This is a genomic window from Variovorax sp. GW821-FHT09D04, assembly GCF_059416405.1.
In genome coordinates this window covers 349,038-363,418 of sequence record NZ_JBWKPA010000003.1, presented here as the reverse complement: position 1 = coordinate 363,418, position 14,381 = coordinate 349,038, and the positions used below count along the sequence as shown (strand labels likewise).

At 69.4% G+C, this 14,381-nt stretch carries 11 protein-coding genes; 2 read left to right on the top strand and 9 right to left on the bottom strand.

Features of this window, described 5'->3' with window-relative positions:
• Positions 1 to 38: 38 nt before the first annotated feature.
• From AC07O4_RS12030 to imuA, 3 genes are read right to left on the bottom strand one after another with little or no spacing between them, the layout of a single operon-like run.
• Positions 39 to 3,389 carry an error-prone DNA polymerase gene (locus AC07O4_RS12030; RefSeq protein WP_495304647.1) on the bottom strand — a complete coding sequence of 1,117 codons (3,351 nt, stop codon included), beginning with the start codon at positions 3,387 to 3,389 and terminating at the stop codon, positions 39 to 41.
• Positions 3,382 to 4,725: a Y-family DNA polymerase gene (locus tag AC07O4_RS12025; RefSeq protein WP_495304646.1), complete on the bottom strand. Its 1,344-nt coding sequence runs from the start codon at positions 4,723 to 4,725 to the stop codon at positions 3,382 to 3,384. Before AC07O4_RS12025 ends, AC07O4_RS12030 begins: the two co-directional genes overlap by 8 nt.
• Positions 4,694 to 5,491 carry a translesion DNA synthesis-associated protein ImuA gene (gene imuA / locus AC07O4_RS12020; protein WP_095744948.1) on the bottom strand — a complete coding sequence of 266 codons (798 nt, stop codon included), beginning with the start codon at positions 5,489 to 5,491 and terminating at the stop codon, positions 4,694 to 4,696. The genes AC07O4_RS12025 and imuA overlap by 32 nt, the downstream gene beginning before the upstream one ends.
• Before the next feature lie 111 nt (positions 5,492 to 5,602).
• Between imuA and AC07O4_RS12015 the strand changes: the two genes are divergently transcribed.
• Together AC07O4_RS12015 and AC07O4_RS12010 are read left to right on the top strand one after the other, a co-directional pair.
• Positions 5,603 to 6,739, top strand: coding sequence for an ABC transporter substrate-binding protein (locus AC07O4_RS12015; RefSeq protein WP_495304645.1), 1,137 nt, complete (start codon positions 5,603 to 5,605; stop codon positions 6,737 to 6,739).
• 170 nt (positions 6,740 to 6,909) lie between these two features.
• Complete coding sequence (locus AC07O4_RS12010; protein WP_495304644.1) at positions 6,910 to 7,737, top strand: aldo/keto reductase; 828 nt, start codon at positions 6,910 to 6,912, stop codon at positions 7,735 to 7,737.
• Here AC07O4_RS12010 and AC07O4_RS12005 read toward each other — a convergent pair.
• The 6 genes from AC07O4_RS12005 to AC07O4_RS11980 all read right to left on the bottom strand — a co-directional run bounded on the left by AC07O4_RS12005 (position 7,724) and on the right by AC07O4_RS11980 (position 14,319).
• Positions 7,724 to 8,686, bottom strand: a complete 963-nt coding sequence (locus AC07O4_RS12005; protein WP_495304643.1) for a Bug family tripartite tricarboxylate transporter substrate binding protein — start codon at positions 8,684 to 8,686, stop codon at positions 7,724 to 7,726. The two genes, AC07O4_RS12010 and AC07O4_RS12005, sit on opposite strands and share 14 nt — an antisense overlap.
• Positions 8,687 to 8,700: 14 nt before the next feature.
• Positions 8,701 to 9,828: a porin gene (locus AC07O4_RS12000; RefSeq protein ID WP_495304642.1), complete on the bottom strand. Its 1,128-nt coding sequence runs from the start codon at positions 9,826 to 9,828 to the stop codon at positions 8,701 to 8,703.
• A gap of 138 nt (positions 9,829 to 9,966) precedes the next feature.
• Positions 9,967 to 11,667, bottom strand: coding sequence for a dihydroxy-acid dehydratase (ilvD, locus tag AC07O4_RS11995; RefSeq protein ID WP_495304641.1), 1,701 nt, complete (start codon positions 11,665 to 11,667; stop codon positions 9,967 to 9,969).
• Positions 11,664 to 12,131 (bottom strand): aconitase X swivel domain-containing protein, encoded by a 468-nt coding sequence (locus AC07O4_RS11990; protein ID WP_495304640.1) that lies wholly within the window; start codon positions 12,129 to 12,131, stop codon positions 11,664 to 11,666. The genes ilvD and AC07O4_RS11990 overlap by 4 nt, the downstream gene beginning before the upstream one ends.
• Positions 12,128 to 13,423 (bottom strand): aconitase X, encoded by a 1,296-nt coding sequence (locus AC07O4_RS11985; protein WP_495304639.1) that lies wholly within the window; start codon positions 13,421 to 13,423, stop codon positions 12,128 to 12,130. The genes AC07O4_RS11990 and AC07O4_RS11985 overlap by 4 nt, the downstream gene beginning before the upstream one ends.
• A gap of 53 nt (positions 13,424 to 13,476) precedes the next feature.
• A complete protein-coding gene (locus AC07O4_RS11980; protein ID WP_062475657.1) occupies positions 13,477 to 14,319 on the bottom strand; it encodes an IclR family transcriptional regulator in 843 nt (280 codons plus the stop codon).
• Between the last annotated feature and the right edge of the window lie 62 nt (positions 14,320 to 14,381).

The window sequence follows — 14,381 nt, the reverse complement described above, 5'->3', positions numbered from 1 at the left end:
GTGCGAGGCATGGAACGATCGGTTGCATTCGCAATGCCTCAGTGGAAGTCGCGGCTGGTGTTGCTCTGCGCCAGCCGGCCCAGCAGCGACGTGAGGTCCTTGAAGCCGGTGGCGATCAGGTGCTGCACCTTGCCGCCGCTGTCGTCGTCGCGCTGCCAGGTGCCCTGCACCGCGAGCAGGTGCGACTTGAGCAGCGGCTCGCGCCAGGCCTCGATGACGTGGCTCCACACGATCACGTTGACGTTGCCGGTCTCGTCCTCCAGCGTGACGAAGATGGTGCCGTTGGCGGTGCCGGGCCGCTGCCGGCCCTTGACGATGCCGCAGGCGCGCACGGTCTGGCCGCTGCGTGCGGCGCGCAGCTCCACCGCGCTCATGAGATTCATGCGCGCCAGGCGCGGGCGCAGCAGCGCGAGCGGATGGCGGCGCAGCGTGAGGCCCAGCGCCGCGTAGTCGCCGACGATCTCTTCGCCCTCGGGCGCGGCCGGCAGCAGCAGCGCCTGTTCGTGGATCGGCACGCCCTTGAGCAGGGCCGATGAGCGGTGCTGCGCCGTGGCGTCCCACACCTGCTGGCGCCGGTGGCCCGAGAGCGACATCAGCGCATCGGCCGCCGCGAGCGCGGCCATGTCCTTGCCTTCGAGTTCGGCGCGCAGGGCCAGGTCTTCGGTGCTGGTGAAAGGCGCTTGTGCGCGCGCTGCGAGCAAACGCCTGGCGCCGGCTTCGCTGAGGCTCAGGACCCGGTTCAGGCCCAGCCGCACCGCCGGCTGGTTCTCGTTGCCCAGGCGCTCGGCGTAGCGCGTGTCGGTGCCAGGCGGCATGCGCGGCGCATCGGGTGCGCGGGCTTCGAGCGTGGTGTCGATCTCGCTACACGTGACGTCGACCGGCCGCACCTCGACGCCATGGCGGCGCGCGTCCTGCACCAGCTGCGAGGGGCTGTAGAAGCCCATCGGCTGCGAGTCGAGCAGTGCGGCGAGGAAGCAGGCGGGCTCGTAGTTCTTGAGCCAGCTGCTGATGGTGACCAGCAGCGCGAAGCTCGCGGCGTGGCTTTCGGGGAAGCCGTAGTCGCCGAAGCCCAGGATCTGCTTGAAGATGGCTTCGGCGAACTCCTTCGGGTACTTGTTGTCCACCATCCCATCCACGAGCTTCGCGTGAAACTTGTCGAGGCCGCCCTTGCGCTTCCACGCGGCCATGGCACGACGCAACTGATCGGCTTCGTCTGCGCTGAACTTCGCTGCGATCATCGCGATCTGCATCACCTGCTCCTGGAAGATCGGAATGCCCAGCGTGCGTTCCAGCGCCGGCTTCAGTTCCTCTTTTTCGTAGAGGATCGGCAAGCCCTTGCGCACCCGCTCACGCTGCTTGAGGTACGGATGCACCATGCCGCCCTGGATGGGCCCCGGCCGCACGATCGCCACCTCGATCACCAGGTCTTCATAAGTGCACGGCTTCAGGCGCGGCAGCATCGACATCTGCGCGCGGCTCTCGATCTGGAACACGCCGATGGTGTCGGCGTCGCAGATCATGTCGAACACGTTGGGGTCATCGTTGGGGATGTGGTGCATTTCCATCATCGAGCCCCGCCAGCGGTTCATGTGGTCGAGCCCGCGGCGGATGGCACTGAGCATGCCCAGCGCGAGCACGTCGACCTTGAGCATGCCCATGGCCTCGAGGTCGTCTTTTTCCCACTGGATGACGGAGCGCTTTTCCATCGAGGCCTTCTCGACCGGCACCAGCCGCGTGAGCTTGGTGTGCGTGAGCACGAAGCCGCCGACGTGCTGGCTCAGGTGGCGCGGAAAGCCCTTGAGCTTTTGCGTGTGCTCGATCCACTGCATCAGCTTGAGCCGGTCTTCCTTCACGCCGACGCGCGCGGCGGCCTTGTCGAGCTGCTCGCCAAGCACGGTGTCGTCGAACCAGTAGTGGTCCTTGGCGAATTCGTCGACCAGCCGCTCGTCGATGCCGATGGCCTTGCCGACGTCGCGCAAGGCGCTGCGCGAGCGGTAGCAGATGACGACGGCGGCGATGGCGGCGCGCTCGCGGCCGTACTTTGCGTAGATGTACTGGATGACTTCTTCGCGCCGCTGGTGCTCGAAGTCGACGTCGATGTCGGGTGGCTCCTTGCGATGGCGGCTCAGGAAGCGCTCGAACAGCAGGTGGCCTTTGTCGGGGTTGATCGCGGTGATGCCGAGGCAGTAGCAGACCGCCGAGTTGGCCGACGAACCGCGGCCCTGGCAAAGGATGTCTTGAGAGCGTGCGAAGCGCACGATGTCTTCCACCGTGAGGAAGAACATCTCGTATTCGAGCTCGGTGATCAGGTCGAGTTCTTTCTGGACCTGCGTGCGCACCTTCTCGGGAATGCCGTCGGGGTAGCGCACCCGCGCGCCCTCCCATGTCTTGCGCACCAGCGTCTGCGCCGCCGTCTCGCTGCTGCCCACGGTCTCCAGCGGGTACTTGTAGGTCTCGCGGATCACCTCGGGATCGAAGCGGCACCGCTGCGCCACCTCCAGCGTGTTCGCCAGCATTGCGGGCAGGTACAGCTCGGCCAGCCGCACCCGCTGGCGCAGATGCCGCTCGGCATTCGACTGCAGCGCAAAGCCGCACTCGGCCACCGTGCGGCCTTCGCGCACCGCCGTGAGCACGTCGTGCAGCGGCTTGCGCCCGCGCGCGTGCATGTGCACGTCGCCGGCCGCGACCAGCGGCACGCCGGCCTGTTCGCCCGCCTGCATCAGCGTGACGAGCCAGAGGTCGTCGTCGAGTTCATTGAACAGTTCCACGGCCAGCCAGAGGTTGTCGCCGTACAGCGCCTTGGCCGCTGCCAGGTCGTCCTGCACGGTGGCCGCATCCGGCATGCCGCCCGGCGGCCGGTGCGGCACGAAAAGCACCTGGCAGCGCTGCAGCGAGGCGACGTCGCTCGTGTCCCAATCGACGCGGTACTCGCCCTTGGGCAGTTCGGTGTTGCGCGCGGCGGTGATGAACTCGCAGAGGTTGCCCCAGCCCTCGGTGTCGTTCGCGATCACCACGAGCTTGAAGCGCTCGAAGCGGAATTCGCTGCCGAACAGCAGGCGGAATTCGGGGTGGCGCGGGATCGGCGGCTCGTCCGGGTGCTCGCGCTCGTAGGTGTCCAGCTTGGCGGGCAGGTCGCGCAACGCGACATGCGCGCGCACGATGCCGGCCACCGAGCATTCGTCGGTGATGGCCAGCGCCGCATAGCCGAGGTGGTAGGCGCGCTCGACCACCTCTTCGGGCGTCGACGCGCCGCGCTGGAAGCTGAAGTTCGTGAGGCAGTGCAGCTCGGCATAGCCAGGCAGGCCCGGCGCCGGGCGCAGCCGCTGCGGCAGCACATGCACCTTGGCGGGCTGGCGCTTGCGTTCTTCCTTGCCGCTCAGGTCAGGCATAGAAGCCTTGCAGGTACCAGCGCACCTCGCCCGATGAAAAGCGCGTGGCGGGCCGCTCGCGAAAGATCCACACCAGGCCGGCCTCGGGGCTTTCGGCCACGTAGTAGTCGCGCATCGCGGGCTGGCCGCCGTCTTCTTCTCCGCCCCACCAGCCGGCCTCCACGCGCTGCGGCCCGACCAGCTTGCGCAGCGGCCCGCAGTAGCACGGGCGCTCGCCGTCCATCTCGAGCCGCAAGGGCTCGGGCAGCAGCCAGGGTGGGTAGATCGCATCGGGCTGCGAGGCGGCGTCCTTGCGGGCTTTGTCGGGTGCAGGCGTTTTCTCTTTTTGCAGCGCGGGCCGCCACCGCTGCTGGCGCTCGGGCCGGTGGTCGGCCTGCGCGATCGGCACCACCACCTGGTCGGCGCCGAGCCGCACGCTGAGCCGTTCGACCATCTCGTGCAGCTTGTCGCCCTTGCGGTTGTCTTCCGGCAGGAAGCTGGTGCTGGCGCCGGCCAGCGGATCGGTTTCAAGCGTGCGCAGCTTCAGCCAGCTCGCGGGCGCGGCCAGCGTGGTGAGCGCGAGTTTTTCGGACAGCAGGCGGCGCAGGTGCGCCATGTCCTGCGTGGGCTCGGCCGTGCGCACGGTGAGCTGCTGGTGCGGCGGCAGGGTCACGCCGTTGAGGCGCCGCAGGTCGAGCGTCCATTGCAACTCGAGCGCGCGCGCGCCGCGCTGGCGGGCGCGCAGCCAGATCTGCAGCGCCGACAGCAGGCGGTTGGCCGACCACATGAGTTCGGGCCCGGTCTCGGCCAGCGCGGGCAGTTCGAGCTTCTGCTCGAACACGTCGGGCAGCGTGAGCCAGGCGTGGGTTTCGGGGCGCAGGCCCCAGGCGATGTCGAGCGCCTCGCGCAGCCCCGCGCCGAAGCGTCGCGCCAGCCCGCCGCGCGGCAGCGCCGCCACCTCGCCCCAGGTGCGGCAGCCCAGGCGCGCGAGCAGGTCGAGGTGGCCCTGCGCGGCCGTCAGCGTGTCCAGCGGCAGGCCGGCCGGTACCTCGGCGGGCCGGTGCTTGTTGCGCGCGAACAGGCGCAGCCGCGCCAGCGCGATCAGGCTGGTGGCGCCCTGCGCACCGCGCATGCGGGCGTCGGGCGCGGGGTTGAGGGCCAGCAGCTGGCGCATCAGCGGTGCGCGACCGCCCCACAGGCGCTCGCAGGCCGAGACCTCGAGCATCAGCGCCTCGTCCTGCCAGGCGACGTGCGGCGTGAACTGCAGCGCCCACCAGCCCAGGGCCTCGGGCGGGGGCATGTCGGGGGCGTCGGCTTCTTCGGCTTCAGACGACCACTGCAAGGCGATCCAGTGCATCCGGGCCTCCTTTCCATGCGTCGATGCGCACCACCGTGGCCGACGGCGCGGCGGCCGGCGCCACGGGCGGCTGCAGGCGCAGCTGGCGCCGCACGCGGGCGGCAGCCAGCAGCGCGCTCATGCGGGCGTTGCGCGCCGGCACCCGCACCGGCGCGGCCAGCGGCGGCCCCCGGCGCTTGAGCAGGTGCAGCGCGATCTGCGCCGGATCGTCCGGGCAGCGCTCGGCGCGCAGGCGCAGGCGCGCGGGCGAAGCCGACAGCGCCACCGACTCGGGCCGGCACACGAACAGCAGCACCTCGTGCTGCGCGGCGGCCAGCTGCAGCCGCCGCAGCTCGCCCACGCGGGCCTGCGGCAGCCAGGCGACGACGGCGGCGATCTCGGCGCAGCGCAGCGCCTGCTCGCAGGCCCACAGCCGCGCGGCCGGGGCGTCGCTGCGCACGCACATCAGCGCCTCCACCGGCAGCCCCTGCGCCGCCAGCGCGGTGCCGCAGGGTTCGTAAGGCGCGCCGACCAGCACCACCGGCCCGCCGCGCGCCTCCACCGCCTGCGCCAGCGCGGGCAGCAGCAGGCGCCAGACATGGGCCTCGGGCGTGGCCTGCAGCAGCTCCGTCATCGCGCCCACGGGCCAGCCGCCGCCGGGCAACTCGGCGTCGAGCGCGGCATGCCCGGTGGCCACGACCTGCGCGTCGGCCAGGCCGAGTTCGTCGGCGTGCCAGACGCCGCGGCCCGCGGCGGTGGAAAAGGAGTCGAGGAAAGGGAGGCCCATGATTGCAGTTGTTAACTGTATTTTTATACAGTATTCCCCAGGTCGCAACCAGCGATCGATTTACCTGCGAAGGCCCGCGCCTTAAGATCGGTTTATTAACAATTAGTGACCATGAGACACAAAAAGATTCACCTGCGGTTTCTGGCCCTCGCCGCGCTCGCCACCCTCGTCTGTGCAGGGGCGCCCGCCTCGGCCCAGCCCGCCAAGCCACTCCTGATCGGCCAGACCTACGTGCAGACCGGCCCGCTCGCGTCGCTCTCGACAGAGCCGCTGGTGGGCATCCGTGCCATGTTCACCGCGCTGAACGCGAGCGGCGGCGTCAACGGCCGGCCGGTCGAGCTGCGCCAGCTCGACGACGCCTACGACCCCGCCAAGGGCGCAGAGAACGTCAAGACCTTCGCGCGCGACGGCGCGGTGGGCGTGCTGATGCCCATCGGCACCTCGTCGGCGGTCGGCGCGCTGAAGGCGGCCAACGAGCTGAAGATTCCCGTCGTCGGCCCCTACACGGGCGCGGGCCCGGTGGTGAAGTTCAGCGAGTTCGGCTTTCCGGTGCGCATCAGCTTCGACGAGGAATACAGCCGCATCGTGAACCACCTGTTCACCATCGGCCTGTCGCGCATCGCCTTCGCGCACAACGACAACCCCGGCGCACGCTCGGCGATGGAGAGCACGCAGAAGTTCATTGCCGAACGCGGCGACAAGATGGTCGGCAGCGTGGCCATCAAGAACGACGGTTCCGACGCGGCCGAACGCGCCGCCGAGCTGGCCAAGCTCAAGCCCAAGGCCGTGGTGCTGTCGGCCACCAACGACGTGGCGGCGAAGTTCATCGCGGCCTACCGCGCGACCGGCGGCGAGACGGCCTTCTATTCGTTCTCGTTCCTGAACGGGCAGAAGCTCTTCCAGGACATCCGGAAGGACGCGGCCGGCGTGGTCATCTCGCAGGTCGTGCCCTACCCGTGGAACAGCGCGATGCCCGTCATCGCCGAGTACCAGGCGGCGATGAAGAAGATCGGCATGACCGAGTTCAGCTACGCCAGCCTGGAGGGCTACGTCACGGCCAAGGTCATGGTCGAAGGCCTGAAGCGCGCGGGCGCCAACCCGACGCCCGAGTCGCTGCAGAAGGGCCTGGAGTCGTTCAAGACGCTGGACCTCGGCGGCATCGCCGTGTCGTACCGGCCCGGCGAGCACCGCGGGCTGACCTTCTCCGAGCTGTCGATGCTCAAGGCCGACGGGCGCTACCTGCGCTGAGCCCTTCCGCCCGCCGGCATGGCGGGCGCAGAATTTCGTTCGTGACGACGCCCCTCACGAACGCACACCCTTACGCCCTCACGCGCGCCCGGTTGCTCCGACTGGGCGCAGCCCTGTGCGCAGGTGCCGCGCTCCCCTCCTTCGCCCAGCAGCCACCCCGCAGGCCCGCGATGCAGATGACCACCCGCCCCATTCCCTCCACGAAGGAAGCCCTGCCGGTCGTCGGCTGCGGCACCTGGATCGGCTTCGACCAGCGCCCCGGCACCGACGAATACGGGCGCCTGCCCGGCGTGCTCGACGCGCTCTTCACGGCCGGCGGCACGGTGATCGACAGCTCGCCGATGTACGGCCGCTCCGAGGAAACCATCGGCGAACTGCTGGCCGCCGCCAAGCCGGGCGCCAGGCCCTTCCTCGCGACCAAGGTCTGGACTTCGGGCCGTGAAGCCGGCATCGCGCAGATGGAACAGTCGTTCACTCGGCTTCGCACGCAACAGATCGACCTGATGCAGGTGCACAACCTCGTCGACTGGCGCACCCACCTCGCCACGCTGCGCGGCTGGAAGGAGAAAGGCCGCGTGCGCTACATCGGCATCACCCACTACACCGCCTCGGCCTACGACGAGGTCGAGGCCGTGCTGCGCGCCGAGAAGCTCGACTTTGTGCAGATCAACTACTCGCTCGATGCGCGCGATGCCGAACAGCGCCTGCTACCGCTCGCGGCCGAGCGCGGCGTGGCGGTGATCGTCAACATGCCCTTCGGCGGCGGTGGCTTGCTGCGGCGCCTGCGCGACAGGCCGCTGCCCGCCTGGGCCGGCGACATCGGCTGCACGAGCTGGGCACAGGTGCTGCTGAAGTTCGTGCTGAGCCATCCGGCCGTGACCTGCACGATCCCGGGCACGGGCCGCGCCGAGCACATGACGGACAACGCCACTGCCGGTGCCGGCACCTTCCCCGATGCCGCCTTCTGGCGCCGCGAGGCCTCTTCTATTCGAACTTGACGTTGTGCTCCCGCACGGTCGCGCCGAAGGCGTCGTACTGCGTGCGGAAGAACTCGGCGAACTTCGCGGGGCTCATGCCGTAGCCCTCGAAGCCCTGCTGCACCAGCTGCGCATGCACGTCGGGCCGCTTGAGCGTGTTCTGCAGCTCCTGCGAGAGCCTGTCGGTGATCTCCTTCGGCAGCCCCGGCGGCCCGAAGAAGCCGGCCCAGGGCGTGATCGTGAGCTTGCCCAGCCCCAGCTCGCCGCCCGTCGGCACATCGGGCAGCAAGCCGCTGCGCTGCGGCAGCAGCGTGGCCAGCGCGCGGATGCGCCCCTCCTTCACGAAGCCCGGCGCCAGCGTGCCGGTGGTGAACATCATCTGGATCTGCCCGCCCAGCAGGTCGGTCATGGCCTGCATGTCGCCCTTGTAGCGTGCGTTGACCACCTTGCGGTCGCCGAGCAACTGCAGCATCGCGAGCTCCGAGGCGCTGTTGCTCGATGCCGAGTTGAGCGCCCCGGGCTTCGACGCCACGAGCGCCAGCAGCTCGTTCACGCTCTTCACCGGCAGGCTGGCCGGCACCACGAGGAACATCGAGAACTGCCCTGCCGAGCTGATCGGCGTGAAGGCCTTGAACGGGTCGTAGGGCGAGGTCGGCCGCAGCGTGGGCGCGGCGACCATCGCGGTGTTGGTGCCCATCAGCAGCGTGTAGCCGTCGGGCTTGGCCGACGAGGTGGCCTGCGCCGCGAGCACGCCGTCGGCGCCGGGTCGGTTCTCCACGATCACCTGCTGGCCGAGCTGTTTCGACAGCCCCTCCGCGATGATGCGCGTGAGCGAGTCGGCGCCGCCGCCCGCGGCGAAGCCGACGATCAGCTTCAGCGGCTTGTTCGGGTACGCGTCGGCGCTCCAGGCCGCCGCGCCGGGCAGTGCCGTGGCGGCGAGGGCCGCGAGAGTCAAGGTTCTGCGTCGCATGAAAGCCTCCTTGTTCAGAAGAGGTGCCGCACGCCGAACTCCCAGCCCGACGAGCGCATTCCGCCCGCCGGCGCGCTGCCGCCGCTCACCACGTAGCGCGCCTGCCCGCTGTTCATCAGCCGCGCGTAGGTGCCGTACAGCGCGGTGCGCCGGGAGAGGTTGTGCACGTAGCCGATGCCGAACTGGCGCGCGTCGTCGCGGTTGCGCGGCATGCCGTTGGCGTTGCGCAGGCTCTCGTCGCTGCGGTCGTCCAGGTAGGCGTAGCTCACGCGGATGCGCCCGACCTCGAAGGCCGGGATGTGCGCGCCGATCTCGACGGTGTTCTTGCGCACCGTGCCGGCCGCGAGCTTCACCGTCACCTTGTTGTAGAGCGCGAAGAACTTCGCGAAGCCCGCGTCCCACGAGCCGCCGATGTTGGCGTGCGTGTAGTTGCCGATGGTGGAGGTGGCGTTGAAGTGCGAGCGCGTCACGGCCGCCGCGATGTCGAACGCGCCCGAGGCGAAGCCGAAGCGCGCGCCGCCGAAGTTGCCGTCGTCGCGGTTCGGCGCGGTGGAGTTGTTCTCGCCGGTGCCGATCATCGCCATGCCGTAGAAGCCGCCCAGCTTGGCCGGCAGCCAGTAGCTCACCGTGTTGCTGCCGGTGATGGCCGTGGGCAGCGGCCCGGTGCCCGCGCCCGCGAAGGTGAGGTTGCCCGCGCGCGCCACGCCGTTGGCGTTGAAGGGGTCGAAGTAGATGCTGTTGTAGTGCGTGGGAATGAAGTCGTGGCCCAGCCGCACTTCGCCCAGCGAATCGTGCGACAGGCTCACGAAGGACATGCGGTCGAAGGTGATCGGTCCCGCCGGGCCCGCCCCGCTCGTCTGGTTGTTGGTGTTGCTCGGCCGACCGGTGCCCAGGTCGGGGTTCAGGCTGCCTTCGAGCCAGAAGCCCGCGCGCAGGCCGCCGCCCAAATCTTCGGTGCCGCGAAAGCCGATGCGGCTGGTCGAGAGCCCGCCGTTCGACAGCGCCTTGACCGAACCGCCGCCCTCGCCCTTCGTGTACTGGACGCCGAGGTCCATCACGCCGAACACGGTGACGCTGGATTGCGCGTGCGCCGCACCGCTGCTGGCCAGGCCAATGGCCGACCACATCAAAAGTCTCTTCATGGTTTCTTGTCTCCTGCTCTTTTCTTGGTTGAAAACTCTGGAATCACTCGGGAATCACTCGGGGATGGCGCGCAGGGCTGCGCCACCGGGTGCGCACGGGGGTGCGCGCCGGTTGGCGAAGGCCGGGGTGAAAAAGGTCTAGCTGGCGGGCTGTGGCCGCTCCGTGCGCACGAGCACGGCGCCCTTGGACAGCGGGCTCACGTTGCGCCGGTACTGCTGCAGCCAGCCGGTGTCGAAGGCCGGCGGCGGCGCCTGCCAGTCGGCGCGGCGCGCGGCGAGTTCGGCGTCGGTCAAGGCGATGTCGAGGCGACGTTCGTCGAGGTCGATGGTGATCACGTCGCCATCACGCACCAGCCCGAGCGGACCGCCCAGTGCCGCCTCGGGCGACACCTCGGCCACCACGAGCCCCTTGCAGACCAGGCCCGAGAGATGCCCGTCGGTCAGCAGCGCGACCTGGTCGCCGAGCCCCGCGCCATCGACCGCGAAGACCACGCGCGATGCGCCGCCGCCCATGGCCGGCCCGCCGCACGCGCCGGCGCCGCGCATCACGACCACCTGGCCGGGGACGATCTCGTGGTTCTTGATCGCGGCGATGGCGGCGTCCGAAGTCCAGAAGCACACGGCCGGCCCGGTGAAGCGCCGCACCTTGCGCTCGGCGATGCCGGTCTTGATGAGGCCCGACTCGGGCGCGAGGTTGCCGCGCAAGAGCACGATGGCCGGCAGCGGCGCGACCGGGCGGTCGATGGGGCGGATCACCTCGGCGTCCATTACTTCGGCGTGGCGCAGGTTGTCGGCGACGGTGCCGCCCGTCACCGTGAGCGCGCCCGTGTCGAGCAAGGGCGCGAGCTGCTTCATCAGCGCACGGCAACCGCCCGCCGCCTCGAAGGCCTCGATCGAATGCTCGCCGATGGGCCGCACACCGGCCAGCACCGGCGTCGTCGGGCCGAGGCTTTCGAAGAGGTCGTACACGTCGACGCCGCACTCGCCTTCGGTCGATATCGCCTGCAGGTGCTTGGCCGTGTTGAGAGAGCCGCCGACGGAGAGCACCGCGCGCACCGCGTTGGCGAAGGCGCCGGCCGAGAGGATGTCGCGCGGCTTCAGGTCGTCCAGCACCATCTGCACGATGCGCGTGCCGGCCGCGCGCACGTCGGCCATCATCTTCGGGCTCAGCGCGGCGACCGGCGCGCTGCCGGGCAAGGCCATGCCGAGCGCTTCGCAGACGATGTGCATCGAGTTCGCCGTGCCCAGGCCCGAGCACACGCCCGGCCCGCGGATCGCCTCACGGCTCATGCCCACGAGTTCTTCCACCGGCAGGTGGCCGGTGACCGCGTGCATCGCGCCGATGAACACCTCCTCGATGTCCATGTGCTTGCCGCGGTACTCGCCGCTCGGCTGGTAGCCGCACGGCACGAGCAATGTCGGGATGTTGAGCCGCGCGGCCGCCATGAGCTGTCCCGGCACGGTCTTGTCGCACGAAGTGAGGCAGACCATGCCGTCGAGCTGCGCGCCTTCGACCGCCACTTCGATGTCGTTGGTCACGAGGTCGCGCGCGCCGAGCATGTAGGCGCCGCGCGCGCCCGCGCCGGTGATGAAGTCGCTGGGCGCGGCCGTGCGGATTTCGAACGGCACGCCGCCCGCCGCGCGGATCGCTGCCTTGATCTCCGCCGCCACCTTGTCGAGGTGGCTGAAGCACGCGGCCAGTTCCGAGGAGCTGTTGACGATGGCGATCTTGGGCTTCTCGCAATCCTCCTCGGGGATGCCGAGCGCGCGCCAGTGCGCATTGCGCACCGACCAGAGGTAGGAGCCGCGCGGGAAGTTGCTGCGCAAGGGGCGGGTCATGAACGGTCTCCGGTTTTGTTGTCGTTGTTCTTCTTGGTGATCTCGATCACGCCGCGGTCGGCGTCCACGCGCACCCAGTCGCCGGTCTCGATGCATGCGAGCGGGTCGCGCTCGAAGTCGGTCATCGAGGGCGAGTGCGTCACCACGGCGCCGAGCGCCATCTTGGTCGTCATCTCGTTGAACAGGAACGCCGCGGGCGCGGAGTTCATGAGCCGCGTCATGTGGAACATGGCCGACCAGCCCGACGAGCCCTTGGCCCCCGGAAACACCAGCACCTTGCCGGCGAAGCTCTGGCCGCGCAGTTCGTGGCGCGTCTCGATGACGGTGCCGGTGCGCGGGTCGATGCCGCCCCAGCCCGAGATGCGGTCGCGCGTGACCAGCGCCTCGCCTTCGGCCACGCCGCCGACCACCTTGCGGCCGCGGATCACGATGGTCTTTTCTTCGGTCATGACGGCGGCGTTCATGCGTAGCCTCCGTTCCACCGACCGGTGCAGGCCGCATCGACGCATTCAGCCGTGCTGCCGAACCACGCCTGCACGCCGAGGATGGCGGGCAGGTAGTGCGCCTGCTTGGCGGAATCGAGCGCCACGGTCTTCGTGCCCTTGGGCACGGCACGGCTCATGGCCGAGCAGCTGTCGGTCATGAGGATGCCGCCCGCGTCTTCGATGATCTTCGTGTAGCCGTTGCGGTCAGCCAGCGACTTGATGGCGCGCGGCGTGAAGATCCACAGCTCGCAATCGGGATGGACCTTGCGTCCCTCGATGAGCTGCGCGGCCTCCCAGATCTGCTCGATGGTGTAGTGCGGGCAGCCGAGCATCACGTACTGCACCTCGGCGTCCTTGCCGGTGACGTTGATCTTCTCGTAGGTCGCGCGGCGCTCGGCCTCGCCGTAGCGCAGCACCTCGATGGGCGCCTTGCCGCCGAGCGCCTGTTCCAGCGTCAGCGCCTCGGGCGTGACGCCGGCGATGTGGTACATCTCCACGCCGCCCGAGGACGAGGCGGCCGCGCCGAAGTGCTTGAGCCGCGGCAAATTCGGCACGCGGCCGATGCCACGCCGGCTGTGCACCACCGGCACGCGCTCCTGCACGTGCTCGCCGATGTAGTAGCCGAGCAGGCCCCAGTCCTGCACCGACTCGACCTCGATGTCCAGCTCGATCACGTGCGTGGCGCGGCGGTTCTCTTCGAGGTGGTAACCCCAGTAGGGAATGCGGCCGGTGAGCATGGCCGCGCCCGTGCTCTCGCGGCCCTCGGTGTTGGTGCGCGCACCGAGCACCGAATTGCAATACACCACGGCCGACGATTCCATCCACGCGCAGTGCTCGCCGCGCGTCGGGATGTTGCCCACCTGGTAGGGCGTGCAGGTGTTCATGATCTGCGCGCCGAGGCCGGCCGCATGGCGCTCGCTCTTGTTGTAGAACTGGACGATCTCCTCGCTCACGCCCATGCGCTCGGGCTGGCCGGGATCGAAGCCCAGTTGCAGGTGGCTCGTGAAGACCTTGAACTTCGGAATCTCGACGGTCTCCTGGCTGTCGAGGCTGAATTCGGAGAACACCGCGTCCATGCCGCCGCCCTTGGCAAGCGCGAAGTCGCGCTGGAAAGGCGTGGTCGAGGTGATGGTGGCGCAGACATTGCGCGTCTCGACCAGTCGCTCGGCGCCGAGGGCTTCGCCGTAGCGCATCAGCAGGTCCATCGCCTTCTGAACGGCCGGTCCGTCGCGGCCGTCGTGCATGGCTTTTTCTTCATCGCTCAGGTGCATGACCTGTGTCTCCGTTCTTCTATGTCGTGGGGGATCGAACCCCGGCCGGGCTGCTAACCCGGCGAGGGGGAAGGCACGTGCCCGCCGATGTCGCGTGCAATGGTGAGCGCGATGTCGTGCAGGCGCGGTGCGAGTTCGTTGCGCAATCTGTCTTCGGTGAACACGAAGGCGGCGCCGCCGCCGTTGAGCGCCATCACCTCGCCGTCGGGGCCGATGAGCGGCACCGACACCGAGTTGATCTCGCGGTGGAATTCGCCGAGCGAGAGGCAGTAGCCCAGCCGCTTGGCTTCGCCGATGGCGCGCGTCATGGGCGCGGCGATGCCGTCCCACTCGGGGCCGCGCAGGAGGCGCATCGAATCGACCAGCTGGTTGCGCTGCGCGTCGGGCAGCGCCGAGAGGTACGCGCGGCCGAGTGCCGAGTTCGGCAGCGGCGCGCGCGAGCCCACGTCCAGCCGCGCCGAGAGCATCGACGAGCGCGGGCGGCAGGCCTCGATCAGCACCATCTCCATGCCGTCGCGCACCGCGAGGTAGACGGATGCGCCCACCTCCTCCGCCATCGCCTGCATGCTGGGCCGCGCGGCGGCGCGCACATCGAGGCTGCCGAGGAACACGCGCGAGAGCGACACCACGCCTGGGCCGAGCATGAAGCGGTCGGGCGCCTGCGCGGGCTTGAGCATGCCCAGCGAGAGCAGCGTCGCGACCAGCCGGTTGACCGTGGGGCGCGGAATGCCGGTGATGCGCGCCACGTCGGCGTGGCCGAGCACCGGGCGGTCTTCGCTGAAGCAGCGCAGCACCGAGATGCCGCGCTCCAGCGCGCTCACGGTGTCGGAACGTTCGCCGCGCGAATCGGAGGCATCGGCCGCGGAAAGAGAGCTGTCGTTTTTATCGGTGGACATGGAAGGACCCTTTGAACGCTTTGCAAGACTCTGCAATGTAGGGGCTCGCGAAAGGAGGTCGG

Bases quoted from the DNA above. Each gene is read 5' to 3' on its own strand.
- AC07O4_RS12015 (WP_495304645.1), top strand. From the start codon at position 5,603: ATGAGACACAAAAAGATTCACCTGCGGTTTCTGGCCCTCGCCGCGCTC.
- AC07O4_RS12030 (WP_495304647.1), bottom strand. From the start codon at position 3,389: ATGCCTGACCTGAGCGGCAAGGAAGAACGCAAGCGCCAGCCCGCCAAG.
- AC07O4_RS12005 (WP_495304643.1), bottom strand. From the start codon at position 8,686: ATGCGACGCAGAACCTTGACTCTCGCGGCCCTCGCCGCCACGGCACTG.
- AC07O4_RS11985 (WP_495304639.1), bottom strand. From the start codon at position 13,423: ATGCACCTGAGCGATGAAGAAAAAGCCATGCACGACGGCCGCGACGGA.
- AC07O4_RS11980 (WP_062475657.1), bottom strand. From the start codon at position 14,319: ATGTCCACCGATAAAAACGACAGCTCTCTTTCCGCGGCCGATGCCTCC.
- AC07O4_RS12025 (WP_495304646.1), bottom strand. From the start codon at position 4,725: ATGCACTGGATCGCCTTGCAGTGGTCGTCTGAAGCCGAAGAAGCCGAC.
- imuA (WP_095744948.1), bottom strand. From the start codon at position 5,491: ATGGGCCTCCCTTTCCTCGACTCCTTTTCCACCGCCGCGGGCCGCGGC.
- ilvD (WP_495304641.1), bottom strand. From the start codon at position 11,667: ATGACCCGCCCCTTGCGCAGCAACTTCCCGCGCGGCTCCTACCTCTGG.
- AC07O4_RS12000 (WP_495304642.1), bottom strand. From the start codon at position 9,828: ATGAAGAGACTTTTGATGTGGTCGGCCATTGGCCTGGCCAGCAGCGGT.
- AC07O4_RS12010 (WP_495304644.1), top strand. From the start codon at position 6,910: ATGCAGATGACCACCCGCCCCATTCCCTCCACGAAGGAAGCCCTGCCG.
- AC07O4_RS11990 (WP_495304640.1), bottom strand. From the start codon at position 12,131: ATGAACGCCGCCGTCATGACCGAAGAAAAGACCATCGTGATCCGCGGC.